The following is a 15056-nucleotide window of genomic DNA, read 5'->3' on the forward strand; positions in this document are numbered from 1 at the left end:
ACTTGCATTGATGAAGAGCTTTGTTAGGGTTGTGTTAAATGCCTCTGCATTCATGAAAATCGCATACTGGTAATCAAGGTTTATGTAAAGATAAGTATCTGTGTTTGAGTAACTTATTCTAGGCTTCGATGGCAAACTCGTAGAAAAAGTCTCTCCAGTTCCAGTGTATGGTGTAATCAATGGCTTCTGGATCAACCAAACCGGAAATCTTGAAATAGTCCTAAGATACACCCCTCAGGACTGGTTCGAGAGGGGATTAATAATCTCTCTGACAACCTTCGTCTTGAGCATCTAAGAGATTGGAAGAGAAGTTCAGAAGGATAATTAGTAGAGTCAAGATGAGGAGGCATTGAGATTGGGAGATAAGCTGATCTCCTCCCCACCTAAAGGGCTAGGCTTTTAGGTAGAAAAGGTCGTCAGTCTTGGATCACCTCAACATCTAAGTTCTGAAAATGTCTGTCAAACGTGTATATCTCTTTAATGTTGAGTTCTTTCATTTTGAGATAAGCTAGGGCATCATTTACACTTATTCCTTTTTCTTTAGAAATAAGTACTGCTTTCAAATATTCCTCCACAGACACTGGGAGAATTTTAACATTTTCAGCGAGGAGCAGGTTTTCTAAAAATCTTACCGCAGTTGTGAGGTTTACCTTTGCCTCCAAGATGTTTGCAATCTCGCTTAAGTGTATCAATGTCGTCACAACATCTTCTCCATTTTCGACCCTTAGAAGAATCTTTTTGGCTTTTTCCTTCTTTTTGAGAATCTCCTTACTTGTGTTCCCTTTTGGCTTTATCATCGCATAAAGAAAAACATTGCTGTCAATGAATCTCATTCATACTCCCCTGCAAGTTCTTTTAAAAGCTCTTTTTCAACGTCTTCCTCAACCTCTTCCACTTCGATTATATCAAAGAACTCTGAAAGTTTTGGCTTCCTCTTTGGTAAAATCTCTATCCTGTCTTCAAATTCGATTAGAATTACCTCGTTACCCCACCTTTTCCGCCACTCTTTTGGTAAAACAATTCTACCCTGACTATCAATTCGCTTAACTTCCATTCCCATAATAATATCACCATAAAAAGTTTATACTGTCAAATTTATAAGATTTTTAGTGAATTTAAATTTCTCTGGTTCTCTGTTAAAGCAGTGACATAAAAACATGAGAAAGTTTGGAAAGACAAAAGAAAATTTTAAAGCCCATAGTCAAAATATAAAAAGACAGCGACAAAGATTGGAACAATAAAGGAGTTTATGCGTGGAAGCAAGACTTTAACAAGGTGAATCCAATGAAAAAATTAATCACGTTATTGCTCCTCCCTCTACTGCTCACCTTCGCTTTATTTGATGAAAATAAAACTTTCATATTTGCCAGGAACGTTACATTTATAGGAAAAGGCTCTTTTGGATGGAAAAATGTAGAGATAATAGCCATACCCTTCAAAGAAGCCAAATTCTCTTCTCTAGTGATTATAATAAACGGCACCGGGATAATTTATTTAGATAATCTCACAGTTAGCGAGATTAAGGCTATTGAAAAACCAAAGACAGAGATAACCACGACTCAAACTAAAACCGAGACACCAAAAGAAACAGAAACCTTAGCTACTCAAGAAATGGAAAAAGAGGTCTTAACTAATGAAACAGAAAACCTCCAAAAGCTTCTAATTGACGATGAAGACATTGAAATTGAAATCTTCTTGAACGAAACTTATTCCCCAGGAGACACAATTAGAGCAGACTTTTACATAACCAACAAGCAGGGAGTAGTCTTCTAAAATCAATTCCATTTGGGATCAGAGTACTGTCAACACCAATATAGTGGAGTCTCTTTTGGGTGAGGTGAGAGACGGATACATGGTGGGAAGTCAATTTGCTCATTGATTTTTCTATTTTGATACCAAAAGTGCCCATGGCTCCTAAGTAATCTTTCCAATACTCCTTCCAGAGTTCATGCCAGGTGATTACTAGGGGATTTTCCTAAGAGCAAAGTGCACTTTAGATGAAAAACACGGGAAATACAGGAACTGCTGACAGTCTATTATATCGTACTCCCATTTAGCTTTAAGGAGTACTTTTGCGGAAAAGTATAATGCCGTGGCAATTTTCAGCAACGTAGGCATCTCAGAAAACAACGAAATTTCAACAGGAGAATTTGACGTAAAAATGAGCAAAACCGAAAACTCCTTCTACAATGATTTAAAGTTGTTTGATTTGAAGACTTAAAACTTGGGATGAAATAGTGTGGGGAAGCGAGAGAAAAATGGAGAGAACTAGAGTACATCGTCGTTGGTCTTGATCCTCAGCTTACCTATGAGAATCTCAAGTACAGCTGTATGGTGCTTATTTTATAGGCGCAACTCTCAAGATTGGTAAACTCTCTGCTGGTATCGGTTTGGGAGTGAAGACTGTCCATGTCAAGAATGATGAAAGCTTCCTTATGAATAGTAAGTAACGGGAGAGCTCTGTAAAGTTAGTGACCGTCACTGAAAATAAACAAAAAAGTAAAGAACAAACCCCCTCACTTTGGCATTTCTTTTATGTGTACGTCTAATTGTGGGAATGGTATTTCTATGCCTTCTCTTCTGTAAGCCTCGTATATGCCTTTGGTTAGGTCGAACTTAACGGTCCAGTAGTCCTCGGTCTTCGCCCATGCCCTAAGCTGGAGGTTTATTGATGAGTCACCAAGTTCTGTTACAACAACTGCTGGAGCGGGGTCTTTGAGAACCTTTGGATGGTTCTGCATTAGCTCCATGGCCACTTTAATGGCCTTGTCGAGGTCTGTACCATAGGCCACTCCAACATTTACGTCAACCCTCCTCGTTGGCATTCTCGTGTAGTTGGTTATAACGTTCCCCCAGACGAGTTTGTTGGGGATTGTTATGAGGACATTGTCTGCAGTTAGCAGTTCTGTGCTCATTATGCCAACGGCATTGACTTTTCCAACTTTTCCTGCAACTTCAACGACTTCGCCAATGTCAATGGGTCTTAGGGCGGCTATCCAGACGCCCGCTGCTAGGTTGGTGAGTGTGTCCTGCATTCCAAAGCCCAAGATTAAACCTATCACTGCTGACAGGCCCAGGACTACTGATCCAACTTCGATACCGAGGGCTCTAACTGCGAGTAGTATTACTGCCACGTAGAGGAGTGCGCTGAGGAATCTTCCGAGGAATTCCACGACAAGCTCGGGAAGTTTTGTTTTCTTGAGCCCTCGCTTGAAGGAAGCAACGACTACCTTTGCCACAATATACCCCACTATTAAGACTACTATTGCAGTTAACACTTGCATGGGTGTAACTCCAACATAAGGAAGAGGCTCGTCAAGAGCCACCACACTATCACCTCCTGGCAATTACTATATTTATCCAAAATATAATTTAAGACTTTAGCTTATAATATTCCTAGCCAAAACTTCGAACAATTCAGGTAAGAGTAACAATGCGGGGATCGAAAACTTTTTAAATTTATAGCTAGGGAAAACTATTGGGCACGCCCCGGTGGTGTAGCCCGGTCAATCATGCGGGACTCTCGATCCCGCGACCCGGGTTCAAATCCCGGCCGGGGCACCAAATGGGCCCGTGGCTCAGCCTGGTCAGAGCGCCCGCCTGATAAGCGGGAGGTCCGGGGTTCGAAGCCCCGCGGGCCCACCATAATTCTTCTAAAAACTTATAACGACCACCAGGGACTCAAGATGTCCTTAACCTCCTCCGCCAACTTTAGGGTCTCATATCTTGGCTCTTCTCGAGCTTTCGCTTTACCCTCTTCGTAGCCCATTATGAAGGCCGGAAAACCTTTATCTAACCCTACTCCATACCCGCCTTCCAATATAAATGCCAAGGGATATTTATTTAATGTAGCCCCTGCATAAGAGTAAAAACTTTCTGTGAGCCTTAATGTTGTTAGACCATCCCCTTTAAATCCATCAAAGCCCGCGGAAATTACGATGACCTTTGGCTTAACTTCTTCAACTATTGGAAGCACAATTTCGTCCCAAACATATATGTAATCCCCATCCCCAGAATAGTGGGGCATTGGGAGGTTTATCTTGCTCCCATAAGCATTTGACCCTCCAACTTCACTCACATCCCCACTCCCTGGGTAGATGTCTCTCTCGTGTAGATCTATGTGAATCACATCGGGATCGTTCCAGAATATTTCCTGAGTCCCGTTTCCATGATGAGCGTCAAAATCTATTACAACAACTTTTCCAACTCCCTCTTCTTTCAAGGTGACAACTGCAGAGGCCGCGTTGTTGAAGATGCAGAAGCCTAAAGTTGGAGCCCCCATTGCTTTACCTCTTCTTCCTGCGTGATGCCCAGGGGGCCTAACTAAAGCCATGTGGAGGCCTCCATAGTGAAGGGCCGATAAAGCTGCACTCCTTGCGGCTCCTAAAGCTAACAATGCCGCACTCCAAGTCCCAGGGGAGACGTAGGTATCTGGGTCAAGTCTCGTAATTCCTTTTTCAACGGCCTCTTTAACGAAGTTGATGTAATCCCTGTCGTGAATTTTCTCAACGAAAGTCTCTTCAACTGGGTTTGGTTCTTCTATTCTTTCTTCAAGTCCAAGCTCTCTGACCTTGGAAAGAACGATTTCGAGTCTCTTGGGATTCTCTGGATGATACTCACTAGGTCTATGGAGGTTAAACTTCTTGGAATAAAATATTGATCATGAGAGAATATTACAAGTAGGAAAACTTAAACTTTATTAAAAAGAATAAGAAATCAGGCAAGGCTTATTCCTGCCTTCTCAAGGGCAGTTCTAACTTCCTCGTCGCTTGCTCCCCTGGGAATGTCAATCTTCTGTGGAAGGGGCTCAATGTGCTTTATGTTCATTCTTCTCCTCTTAACCTTGTTGAGCCCTGCCCCAGTAACTAGAACGAAGTTCTTGTCTATGATATCAACAACAACTACCTTCTGTCCAGCTCTTCTTCCAGCGATTACTACAGCTATTCTACCAACATCGATTGCAGGCATTCATCCCACCTCCTTCTCTTTTTTCGACCCCGCGTCGCCGACGGGGTCCAGGTGGTCGATGGCAGCCTTCACAATTGCGAAGACCCCATCGGGCGACCATTTAGATGTGTCAATTATCAAATCATATATGGAAAGGTCGTTTATGTCGATACCATATAGGTTTAAATACCTTTTCCTGTTCTGCATTTCCCTTTCAGCTATCTTCACAAAGGCCTCTTCAACACTTATTCCCTCTCTCTTTGCAACCCTTTCAGCCCTAACCCTTATGGGGGCGTCAAGCCAAATCTTCAAATCTGCATTCTTTACCATCCACCCAGCTAATCTCCCTTCAATTACAACATTGCATTCCTTAGCGGCCTCTATTTGTCTCCTATCAACTTCTCTGTCTATCTCTGGATGGAGTTCTGCGTACTTCTGAAACTCTTCAAGGGTCATGCCATGCTCCTTGGCCATCTGCCTGAATATTAAACCTGCGTAGACGTGCTTAAAGCCGTAGTGTTCGGCCAACTTTCTACATAGAGTAGTTGTACCCGAACCAGCTAAACCGCTGACAGTTATTACGAGGCACCCCTTGGGCATGGGGCACCCCTTCAGGTGAGTTGAGCTCTAATTTGCTCCTTCATAACCTTGCGCATGCACTTTGGACAGAGGTGTGGCATTGGTCTCTCGGGTCTCTTCTTTGTCTTTGGTAGCTTTCTCATCTCAACAGGTCTCCCCCTGGGAACTCCATTCAATGGTCTGCCACACATTGCACAGTGGGCAATCTTTGGCTTCTTCCTTTCGAAGTGAATTACAACCCTCCCTCCAGGTGTTCTGACGTACTTCCTTCTCCATGACCTTGACCTGTACATTGGCTTCATTAGTTCCCACCTCGGATTGGGCTAAAGCTAAGCATTTTTAAATTTAACCAACGGTCAAGAGATGGGGGTGGTGAAATGGAGCCAAGACCTATGATACTCGAGGATAATCCAGAGATACCTAGTGGAGTAGAGGAGGAAGAAGATGCAGGAGAGGAAACTGTGGAACAGTTTTTTGCCCATAGCAAGGGGAACACCGTTTATGTCTCGTTTGCGACAACCGACATGAAAATTACAATAGGAATAAACCATGATAGTGCCTCGCTTCAAGAGCTCGTCAACGCCGTTAAAGATCTGTTGTCTGAATTACTAAGGAAAAAGAAGTAGTGGGCTTTTTTATCCATAATAAATTTTTTAAAACGCTTAGATTTTTATCTAATCGACATGAGCAAGGAAAAAATAGAGGCTAATAGGGAGAAAATACTCAACGGCCCCATTGTGCCCACACTTTTGATGTTAGCTTACCCCATAATAATTAATCAGCTCGTTCACGTTCTCTACAATTTAACTGACACTTTTTGGCTTGGTAAACTGGGAAGAATTGAGCTTTCAGCCCCTGGAACGGCTTGGCCTTTGGTCTGGTTTCTCATGAGCATAGGTAGCGGATTTGTCGTCGCTGGTTTCGCCTTTGTGAGTCAATACGTTGGAGCTGGAGACTATGAGAAGGCCAACCGCTATGCAGGAGCCCTTTATTCGCTCCTCTTAATCTTTGCCACTGGGGTGAGTGTATTTGGAATAGCACTAGCTCCCTACTTTTTGAGATTCATGAAAGTTAGCGAAACCATATTTCCCTACGCCCTGATGTATACTAGAATCATCTTTGCTGGAATACCTTTCTCATTCACACTCTTCGCTTTCAACTTTCTCTTGAGGGCTATTGGAGATACAAAAACTCCAGTCAAAATTAACATTGGGACAATTATCCTGAACATTATCCTAGATCCTTTCTTAATCTTTGGTTGGGGGCCATTTCCTGAGTTGGGTGTTGCTGGAGCGGCAATTGCAACGATGCTCTCGAACAGCGTTGGCTCTTTGATAGGAGGTTATCTACTCTTTACGGGAAAGGTTGGGATACATTTAACATTGGAGAACCTAAGGCCAGATTTAAAGTTATATTCGAGGATATTTAGAGTAGGCTTACCTTCAAGCATTGGGGACTCAACTTCTGCCCTTGGATTTGTGATACTAACTAGAATAATATTTACAGTTGGAAGAATTTATGGTGAAGCTCATGGGATTAAGGGTTACGAAGATGTTGCCTTTCCCACTTATAGCATAACTAACAGGTTAACGAACTTCATGTTCGCTTTTTCCGATGGAATAAGCATGGCAATGGGCACCATGGTTGGGCAAAATCTCGGAGCTAGAAAGTACGAAAGGGCTAAGGAAATAGCAGAAAAGACAATGCTCATAAACTTCACAATATTAAGCATTGGAACGCTCACGTTTGCAATATTTAGGGTTCCAATTTTCAAGTTCTTCGTTAATGATCCCATGGTAATAGCTGAGAGCAAAAAGGTCGTTATGTATTTCTCAGCTTCCCTGCCCTTCTTTGGTATATTCTCCGCTGTAAATAATGTCTTTAACAGCGCTGGACACACAAAGAAGAGCATGATCCTTGGAATAATAAGGCTTTGGATTCTTAGGATCCCGTTGAGCTACTGGCTAGGAGTTGTTATGAAAGATACTGCAGGAATGTGGCTTGGCATGGGATTAAGTAACGTTATAGGAGCTCTTATAGGCTTGGCATGGTTCCTCAGGGGGAGTTGGTTAAAGGGAGTTATCGAAGAGCATCACTAACGTGCGATATGAGAGCTCTATCTAACCGCTCTGCTTAAAGAAGAATAGAAGAGAACGTCAGAGCGTCTTGAGAACAAAGGCTAGGAGATCTGTGAGCTCCCTAGCTCTTGTCTCTGGCGAAGCACCCATGTGACCGCTCTTCGTTTCAACTCTTAGATAAACCGGAGCTCCAACTTCTTTCATCTTCATGAAGAACTTCAGAGCGTGTGCTGGGTGAACTCTGTCATCATGGAGGCCAGTGTAGATTAATGTTGGTGGATACTTTTTATTGGGATCAACATTGTGATAGGGAGAGTACTTCAAGAGGAACTCTCTGTCTTTTGGATCATCTGGATTTCCGTACTCTGGAATCCAAACGCTACCAATGTAGAGCTTGTGAAACCTCAACATGTCAATAACTGGATAGCCTATCAATGCAGCGTCCATTACATCAGGCCTTTGAGTTAATGTTGCTGAAACTAAGAGTCCTCCGTTGCTTCTACCCCAGGCCGCAACTTTGTAGCCTTCTTTCTTGAGCTTCTCAAGAACTGCTATGAAGTCATCAAAGACATTTTGCTTGTTCTCCCTCATTCCAGCCCTGTGCCACTCCTCTCCATACTCACTTCCTCCTCTTAAGTTAGCCAGGACGAATGTTCCTCCCCTCTTGAGGAATGGTATCACCTGGGGGAAGAATCTTGGAGTCAGGGCTATATTGAATCCACCGTAACCAAATACCCAAGCTTTCTTCTCATCCTTTTCACCTTTCACTATAAAGTAGTGAACCCTTGTCCCATCCCTGCTTGTGGCAAAGTCTTCCTCAACCCTAAGCTCTCCCTCAACCTTTCTCTCCTCTATTAGCCTCAAATCTTCCTTGAACTCGTAAAGCCTGTATGGGATTGTAAAGCTTGTGTAGCTAAGAATAACCCTCTCTTCGTCTTTGTCTAGAGGATACAAGCTTCCTGGAATGTCAAAAGTAATTTCCTTAACCCTTTTACCGCTTAGGGTATATACTTCAAGTCTATAGCTTGCATGGACGAGCCTTCCGACCAGTATCTTATCTCCCAATATTACCGCCCACTCTAGGGGGAATTCGCCTTCGGGTATGATCTCCTCAATTTCTCCATCTTTTACAGCTATTATTTTTCCCAGCCCTTTTCCTTCCTTGGTGAGGAGGTAAAGCTTTCCATCTATAACGTCTATTGGCTCTACAGGAACACTTGCGGAGTAAACCTTCTTCCATTCTTGGGGATTATCAATTGGTCCAACGTACACTTCACCTTGATTCCATCCAAAGGTTAAGGTCACAATCGCAAAATTTCCGTCAAAACTTTTCCTAATACTCATGAAATATCCCGAGGTTAGCCCTTCTCCAAAGACCATCTTCTCCCCTTCTCTGTCCTTCCAGAACATCCTTACGGCTGGAGGATTAATTCCGTCAGGAGTCTTTTCCTTTCTATAGAACCTCACAAAGTAGTAGCCGTTCTTCAGGAAGATTATGTTCCATACAGAAGGCCTTATCTCCTCTATAATTTCTCCAGTTTTGAGGTCTATAATCCTCGTTATCCCCTCATCTGCCCCTCCAATGGAAAAGTTATAGGCAAGCTTTTCACCTTCTTCATCCGTTGTAAATCCTTGAAGGAGCACTTCATCCCCCACTTCTTTTTCCAATTCCTTGGAATCAACTATAACATCCCCGTCAAACCACTTTATCACTACCCTATCTTTCTCGCTGTAGGAAACAACTATTCCCTTCTTGGTTATCCTGGCCATTCTAATTGCGGGCTGAGAAAATTGTTCCCAAACCTCAGGGAATAGCTTGTCACTTAATTCTCCAATAAACTCCCTAAATCTCTTGTTTTCTTTTTCAACTATCTTCAGAACCCTCTCGTCGTTAAGATTCTCCATCCATATATAGGGATCTTCCATAGAGATCACCATCTTAACGTTGGAATGTAGAGGTTAATGAAGTTTTTCATCCAGGAAGATTAGAATTGCCGCTAAAAGATATGAAATCGGAACGAAAAGTAGGGCCTTGGAATAGCCCAAGCTATCTATCATTACTCCTACAGCATAGGGCCCCACTGTAGCCCCAAAGAACCCCATCATGTTCACAAAGCCCATAACGACGCCCAAATTGTCTTTTCTGGCTTTTTCGGCTGTATATGCTGTTACTATTCCTCCGACAGAGTAAATTGTTAAACCCAAGAGAACCAGGATTATGGTGTTCTGATCCGCCAAGATCAAAAGCGTAAATAGGGAATTTAGGAGGTAAGCAAGTAAAACGCTCCTTTTTCCAATTCTGTCATAAATAAATCCTCCAAGAATTGAGCCCAAAATTCCAAATGTGGAAAGGAGAGAGAATGCTAATCCAGCTTTTTCTACGCTCATTCCTCTATCAACCAAGAATGAAACTAGAAAAGTTAGAACTGCAAAGAAGGCTGACATTCCCAGGAAGTTGGCTAAGCTAAGGAGCATGACTCCCTTGGGAATTGAAAAGTTCACACGTCCCTCACTCTTCCAGTCTTCCCTAATAGCTAGGAACAAAAGAACTCCTACTATGGCACTAATAAAGGATAGAACAAGAAAGCTGGTTCTCCAGTTGAAGGTTAAAGCTATTGGAACAACTATTAACGGAGCTATTCCTGAACCTATTGGAGGGCCTATCATGAATATTCCCAGGGCTGAGCCCTTTCTGTTCTTGAATACCTCACTAATCAAGGCCGTGGCCGGAGCATAGTAAAGGCCAGCAAAGAATCCATATAGGGCTCTAATACCAACTAACTCCCAGTAATCTCTAGCTATAAAAATAAGGGCTGAAGATAAAGAATACCCAATTATACTGAGCACGACCATCTTCTTCCTTCCAAACCTATCTCCTAAATACCCCGCAGGAACTTGAATTAGGGCATAAGGAAGCAAAAGAGAAGTCATCAATAATCCAATCTCAGCATTTCCAATCCCCAGGTCTTCCCTAATTAATGGAGCTAAAGCTGGAATAGCCATCCTGTGAGAATAGTTAAATATCCAGCCAAGGCTAATGAGAGATAAAAGGAGAATCTCTTTCATGTTTTACAAGATGGTTGGCTCATCTATAAATGTTTCCTTAACTTAATCACAGCTTCCACATGCGGAGTATGGGGGAACATGTCTATTAGAATTGCTTCCTCAACTTCGTAGGACCTTGAAAGGTGGTTTTTGAAGTCTAAGATGAATCTTTTTGGATTGCATGATACGTAAACTACATTATCAGGCCCTTTCCTCTCTACAACTCCCGCAAACTCTCCTAGCCCTTTCCTGGGTGGGTCTAAAATTAGGGCATCGTATCCTTCAATATTTTCTTCTTCAGCTTTTTTAGCTTTGAATTCAACGCTGAGAGAATTTAGCTCAGCTGATAGCTTTGCGACCTCAACGGCAGTCTTATTTACTTCAACCCCTACAACTTCAAATCCTCTCTTGGCCAAGTACAATGAGAATGTCCCAATTCCAGAGTAGAGATCGAGTACCTTTGATCCATCTAAGAACTCCTCAACTGTTTTTAAAAGTAATGGAAGGGCATAGCTGTTTGTTTGGAAGAAGACCCCAGGACGAAGGAGGTATTTAATACCCAAAACTTTCTCAGATATGAACTCTTCCCCTCCCAGGTGAATTGGCTCACCGGAAGGATCATCTCTCTTGTCCCTCTTTATGCTCCAGTATACAGAGTCTGCAAATGGGAAGTACTCCACAACAGTTTCTTCAGGTGGCCTGTGAGCTATTATATTCACCATGACTTCACCAGTAAACTTTCCTTCCCTAACTTGTAGATAATGGACATCTCCTTCTTTCCAGTTCCAGGGTTTTAGTCCGCTTTCCTTGAGGAATTCCTTCATTGCCCTTATGTATAGTAGAGTTTTGTTCGAGAAGACTGGGCACTCTTTTATATCAATAACAGTCTTTGGCCTTGCAAACTCTTTAAACCCTATTCCGTTTACAGAAACTATAAAGTTGCTTATATTTCTAAACTCCCAAATCCTAGGTGATCCAAGTATTTCCGCTTCAATTCCGGTGATTCTCTTAAATATCTCTTTCTTGAATTTTAACTGCTCCTCATATTTCATGCCTTGCCATAGGCAACCTCCACATTTTCCATAATGCCCGCACTTCGCTCTTTGCCTAAGGGGAGAAGGAGTTATGAGTGAAAATTCTGAGGCTATCTTTCTCCCAAACCTATCCCTTGTTTTTGTTATACTCACTTCATCTCCTGGATAGCAGAAGGGGACTTCAATTCCCTTGAGAACTCCAAGGCCATCTTGGGATAAGTCTTCAATTATCCCTCTCATTTCGGTTCAAGGTGGGCTTTTTCAATTATTAGTTTTCCGGAAGAGGTGCAATGTTCCCAGACCTTTTTCGTTTTATCGACTACAATTCTATACCTAAACAGAGGCATATCAAGAACAAATGTCTCAAATTCTCCTCCCTCTCCGGCCACGTGAACGTTGTATTTTCTGTTAAGGGTAACGAGTTCCTCAATAGCTTTTTCATCAATTATCCTTCCGAGCCAGCTTTCGTCAAGGCCATAAGCAAAGACCCCAACGACCATGATTTTAAATCCCAGGCTTAGAAGCTCTCTTATGTATTCTATGGCATCCCTTCCCCATGCGGGAGTGTAGACCTCTAGGCCAAGCTCCTTAGCAACTTTTTCTATCCTTCTTCTTTGATATTCGCTTGCCAAAGCCCCAGCCACTACCCCTTGAATTTTAAGCCCACTCAAAACCCTCTTGAGGTCTTCAACTTCCTTCTCCTTCTCACCCTGGGTAAACCCTTTCACGAGTGGAATTCCCAGGGCTCTTGCCTGTAAGTCAGTTAGGTTTGCATTGATCGTGTGGTACATGTAGCTCTCCTCGTTCTCACTAACCATCGTTACAAGAAACTTAACACTAAATCTATTCTTTATGGCCCAATAAAGGGCATAATTGGAATCTTTTCCTCCAGAATAGAGAACAGCTACGTCAGCTAAGCCCACCATTCATCATCTCATCAGGGTCCTGGCTGTTTCATCATCAAAAATTAAAATTCATTGGGAGGCCTTGAGGTACTTCTTCTGGAGTCTCTTGCCCTTTGGCTTACCCCTTCCAAAGAGCCAGCCATGAGCCTTGTTAACGTGCTTTGTGTAGTCCTTCCTCCTCTTGAATACCATTCCACACCTGGGGCACCTTAGGAATTCCTCGCCGTCCCTATCCTTTACGATGATGGCCTTGAGCTTGACCATCTTTACTCCCCTCAACCATGAGCTCTAAAAATGGTTTATAAAAATTTTCCCGCATTGTCGTCCTTTTCCACGAGTAGCTTAGCTCCTTTAACCTGAACTATCCTAACTTTTTCTCCCCTTCTGGCGGTTCCACTTATACATTCGGCCGTCCATAATTCATTTTTCACCTTTACAAGTCCAACTGGATTTAAATCCTCAACAACTACGGCCTTTTCTCCAATTAGAGCCTCAGCGCCAACTTCAGCTTTCTTTTTGAGAGTTCCCCAGAGTAACTTAACCAGGAAAAGGTTGAATAAAATGAGCGCGCCACCTACTATTACGGCTAACCTTGCAGAGACTCTTCTTAAGAAGATGATCACTAGAGCTACTATCACAATCTCATCTGCGAGCAGAGCCAACAGTTTTAGGACATTCCTTATCACAGATTCATATTAGGTAGCTCCCCATAAATAAGCATTAGCAGGCCCACGAATATTGGCTGGTGAAGGAGGTATATTTTTAGCGTGTTTCTTCCCAGGAAGCAGATGAAGTTAACAATGGGATTGTTAGGGTTTTTTAGTTTGAGTTTTCTCTCCCCACTTGGATAAATTAGAGATCCTATAGTGGTCCCCAAGAGGAAAACTCCAAACCAGGGAAAGATTGGAAAGTAATCTAAAGTGAAAAAACTTCTTGGCGTAATTCCCAGGGGAAGCAGGATGAGAGTGTCTGCATGGAAATTTTTCACAACCTTAGCTCCTGCAAGAAAGAAGAAAGCTGGAAAAACATTCTTCCATCCCAGAGAATAGAAAGGGATTGCAAGGATTGATGCTACTCCCAGGAAATGAAGGATTCCAAAGTAGATTGTCCCTTTGTCAAGTACAATGTGGGTTGTTAGCGTTATCAGCACTCCCAGACCAAAGAGCTTTACAAACCTCATAATGTCCCTTTTTATTTCTCTTCCTCTTGAGTGGCTTATCCATAGGGAAAGCCCAGAGATGGAGACAAACAGTGAAGCCGTTGCATATGCAAATACTTTCCAGAATGTCTTGTATTCGGAATATCCTAGGAAAAATTGTAGATCAGTAACGAAATTAGAGATTAGCATCATCGTCAGCGCAATCCCCCTAGCAAAATCTATCTCCCAAAATCGCCCCTTCTTTCTGGGATCTGTCCGTCGTGAGTTTTTATGAGTGAGTGTGAGTAAATCTTCGTCCATTCAAATCAACCCTCACGACGGACTTGGGTTTCATCACGTTCAGCCCCCCTCCGGGTTCATTGGGGGCAAATCATCACGCTCAACCCCGCTCAGGTGTTCTAACGGTTATGATTTTTCCTTCCCTGCCCCATTTCTGGATTGTTTTTGAGACACCAAGTACTTCACTAGCTTACTTTATCATGTAGAGCATCTCTTCCACTATAATGCATTCATATTTATTCACAAAAATATTTTAAGCTTTCGCTTAGGAAGAACTGTTAAGCGGGGCTTTTTTATAGATCTTCAACGCTGGGCTCCACGGGATTGAAGCTCACCGGGGGATCTGCATAAGCTTTTTTCGCCATCTCAGCGGTGTTGAACCCAATTTCCTTTGCTATCTCAATGTATTTCTTCCTTGCGTAGTCGCTTTTCATGTTGAACTCAATCACATAGGGTAAGAAGATGGCATTGAGCAACTCATGGGGAGCTATCTAAACGATATAAATATCCAAGCACTTTTGACAGCTGCTCTGCTCTTGGAGGAGAGCTTTAAAGTTGAAGTTGATCCGGTAAACCTAGTTGCTGATGAGCTCATCGGGATTAACATAGCTGAGTATATAGGGGGAAAGATAGCCCTCTTTAACTTCTTTTACTATGACACAAAAAAGCCCGGGATTTTAAAGGAGCTCCCTCCTTTCCTGGACGATGCAATTGGGGATTCATTGCAGGATGCATGACAATAGTTTTCGAGCTCACTTCATCCGGGACTCCCAACGAAGGAAGAGGAATAACAATCTAATCTTCCCTGAACTCGATGGTAAGAATCAATACCAAGCACAAAACCAGCCAGAACACCAATGATGCCATAGACAAATTCTCATATTGCGGATGGTCATATGCTATCAGGTGGGAAGCACTGACGGTGGGTATAAGGAGGAGAACATAGCGTAGTTTCTCGGGTGCGAGAGTTATGGGGTAATAAACCGGAAGAAAAACCGTTAGTATGGTTGTTAAAACCGTTGACAGCCTC

19 protein-coding genes, 2 tRNA genes and 4 pseudogenes are annotated in these 15056 nt (G+C 42.7%); 6 read left to right on the top strand and 19 right to left on the bottom strand.

Going from position 1 to position 15056, the window contains the following annotated elements; all coding sequences use genetic code 11:
• From PWP39_RS07675 to PWP39_RS07685, 3 genes and pseudogenes are all read right to left on the bottom strand, one after another.
• Positions 1-231 (bottom strand): annotated as a pseudogene (locus PWP39_RS07675) (hypothetical protein); the annotation flags it as partial.
• Between the two features lie 185 nt (positions 232-416).
• A complete protein-coding gene (locus PWP39_RS07680; protein ID WP_011011942.1) occupies positions 417-833 on the bottom strand; it encodes a type II toxin-antitoxin system VapC family toxin in 417 nt (138 codons plus the stop codon).
• The gene (locus PWP39_RS07685; protein ID WP_011011943.1) at positions 830-1060 is read right to left on the bottom strand and encodes an AbrB/MazE/SpoVT family DNA-binding domain-containing protein; all 231 of its coding nucleotides are present in this window, start codon (positions 1058-1060) and stop codon (positions 830-832) included. The genes PWP39_RS07680 and PWP39_RS07685 overlap by 4 nt, the downstream gene beginning before the upstream one ends.
• A gap of 224 nt (positions 1061-1284) precedes the next feature.
• Between PWP39_RS07685 and PWP39_RS07690 the strand changes: the two genes are divergently transcribed.
• Entirely contained in the window at positions 1285-1773 is a 489-nt protein-coding gene (locus PWP39_RS07690; RefSeq protein WP_011011944.1) for a hypothetical protein, read from the top strand.
• On the opposite strand, the gene PWP39_RS07695 is transcribed toward PWP39_RS07690, so the two are convergent.
• On the bottom strand, positions 1727-1909 hold the full coding sequence (locus tag PWP39_RS07695; protein ID WP_237718487.1) for a glycosyltransferase family 4 protein: 183 nt from the start codon (positions 1907-1909) through the stop codon (positions 1727-1729). The two genes, PWP39_RS07690 and PWP39_RS07695, sit on opposite strands and share 47 nt — an antisense overlap.
• A gap of 607 nt (positions 1910-2516) precedes the next feature.
• Positions 2517-3329: a mechanosensitive ion channel family protein gene (locus PWP39_RS07705; protein WP_011011946.1), complete on the bottom strand. Its 813-nt coding sequence runs from the start codon at positions 3327-3329 to the stop codon at positions 2517-2519.
• A gap of 157 nt (positions 3330-3486) precedes the next feature.
• Here PWP39_RS07705 and PWP39_RS07710 point away from each other — a divergent pair.
• Positions 3487-3564 (top strand) — tRNA-Glu (locus tag PWP39_RS07710).
• A gap of 3 nt (positions 3565-3567) precedes the next feature.
• Positions 3568-3645: transfer RNA gene (locus PWP39_RS07715), tRNA-Ile, on the top strand.
• A 16-nt stretch (positions 3646-3661) separates the two neighbouring features.
• Here the strand turns inward: PWP39_RS07715 and PWP39_RS07720 are convergent.
• From PWP39_RS07720 to PWP39_RS07735, 4 genes are read right to left on the bottom strand one after another with little or no spacing between them, the layout of a single operon-like run.
• Positions 3662-4657 carry a histone deacetylase family protein gene (locus tag PWP39_RS07720; RefSeq protein WP_288073412.1) on the bottom strand — a complete coding sequence of 332 codons (996 nt, stop codon included), beginning with the start codon at positions 4655-4657 and terminating at the stop codon, positions 3662-3664.
• Positions 4658-4716: 59 nt separating this feature from the next.
• On the bottom strand, positions 4717-4968 hold the full coding sequence (locus PWP39_RS07725; protein WP_288073403.1) for a 50S ribosomal protein L14e: 252 nt from the start codon (positions 4966-4968) through the stop codon (positions 4717-4719).
• Entirely contained in the window at positions 4969-5547 is a 579-nt protein-coding gene (gene cmk / locus PWP39_RS07730; protein WP_288073404.1) for a (d)CMP kinase, read from the bottom strand.
• An 11-nt stretch (positions 5548-5558) separates the two neighbouring features.
• Positions 5559-5828, bottom strand: coding sequence for a 50S ribosomal protein L34e (locus PWP39_RS07735; RefSeq protein ID WP_288073405.1), 270 nt, complete (start codon positions 5826-5828; stop codon positions 5559-5561).
• Between the two features lie 75 nt (positions 5829-5903).
• Here PWP39_RS07735 and PWP39_RS07740 point away from each other — a divergent pair, with 75 nt between their 5' ends.
• Positions 5904-6152, top strand: a complete 249-nt coding sequence (locus tag PWP39_RS07740) for a hypothetical protein (protein ID WP_288073406.1) — start codon at positions 5904-5906, stop codon at positions 6150-6152.
• Between the two features lie 57 nt (positions 6153-6209).
• Complete coding sequence (locus PWP39_RS07745; RefSeq protein ID WP_288073407.1) at positions 6210-7625, top strand: MATE family efflux transporter; 1416 nt, start codon at positions 6210-6212, stop codon at positions 7623-7625.
• A gap of 57 nt (positions 7626-7682) precedes the next feature.
• On the opposite strand, the gene PWP39_RS07750 is transcribed toward PWP39_RS07745, so the two are convergent.
• The 9 genes and pseudogenes from PWP39_RS07750 to PWP39_RS07790 form a co-directional block, all read right to left on the bottom strand.
• Positions 7683-9530 (bottom strand): prolyl oligopeptidase family serine peptidase, encoded by a 1848-nt coding sequence (locus tag PWP39_RS07750; protein WP_288073408.1) that lies wholly within the window; start codon positions 9528-9530, stop codon positions 7683-7685.
• 33 nt (positions 9531-9563) lie between these two features.
• The gene (locus PWP39_RS07755; RefSeq protein WP_288073409.1) at positions 9564-10670 is read right to left on the bottom strand and encodes an MFS transporter; all 1107 of its coding nucleotides are present in this window, start codon (positions 10668-10670) and stop codon (positions 9564-9566) included.
• A 23-nt stretch (positions 10671-10693) separates the two neighbouring features.
• Positions 10694-11923, bottom strand: coding sequence for a 23S rRNA (uracil(1939)-C(5))-methyltransferase RlmD (gene rlmD, locus PWP39_RS07760; RefSeq protein WP_288073410.1), 1230 nt, complete (start codon positions 11921-11923; stop codon positions 10694-10696).
• Complete coding sequence (locus PWP39_RS07765; RefSeq protein ID WP_288073411.1) at positions 11920-12609, bottom strand: diphthine--ammonia ligase; 690 nt, start codon at positions 12607-12609, stop codon at positions 11920-11922. Before PWP39_RS07765 ends, rlmD begins: the two co-directional genes overlap by 4 nt.
• Before the next feature lie 48 nt (positions 12610-12657).
• Positions 12658-12852, bottom strand: a complete 195-nt coding sequence (locus PWP39_RS07770; RefSeq protein WP_014835246.1) for a C2H2-type zinc finger protein — start codon at positions 12850-12852, stop codon at positions 12658-12660.
• A 35-nt stretch (positions 12853-12887) separates the two neighbouring features.
• On the bottom strand, positions 12888-13274 hold the full coding sequence (locus PWP39_RS07775) for an NfeD family protein (protein WP_011011959.1): 387 nt from the start codon (positions 13272-13274) through the stop codon (positions 12888-12890).
• On the bottom strand, positions 13271-14047 hold the full coding sequence (locus PWP39_RS07780; protein ID WP_011011960.1) for a heparan-alpha-glucosaminide N-acetyltransferase: 777 nt from the start codon (positions 14045-14047) through the stop codon (positions 13271-13273). Before PWP39_RS07780 ends, PWP39_RS07775 begins: the two co-directional genes overlap by 4 nt.
• A gap of 91 nt (positions 14048-14138) precedes the next feature.
• Positions 14139-14252, bottom strand: a pseudogene (locus tag PWP39_RS07785) (MerR family transcriptional regulator); the annotation flags it as partial.
• Positions 14253-14319: 67 nt separating this feature from the next.
• Positions 14320-14502, bottom strand: coding sequence for a hypothetical protein (locus PWP39_RS07790; protein ID WP_143522503.1), 183 nt, complete (start codon positions 14500-14502; stop codon positions 14320-14322).
• Here PWP39_RS07790 and PWP39_RS07795 point away from each other — a divergent pair.
• Positions 14503-14825 (top strand): annotated as a pseudogene (locus tag PWP39_RS07795) (phosphatidylglycerophosphatase A); the annotation flags it as partial.
• Here PWP39_RS07795 and PWP39_RS07800 read toward each other — a convergent pair.
• Positions 14822-15056, bottom strand: a pseudogene (locus PWP39_RS07800) (multidrug transporter); the annotation flags it as partial. The pseudogenes PWP39_RS07795 and PWP39_RS07800 sit on opposite strands and share 4 nt — an antisense overlap.

Origin of the sequence: Pyrococcus sp., from assembly GCF_030153625.1 — an archaeon.
Lineage (GTDB): Archaea > Methanobacteriota_B > Thermococci > Thermococcales > Thermococcaceae > Pyrococcus > Pyrococcus furiosus.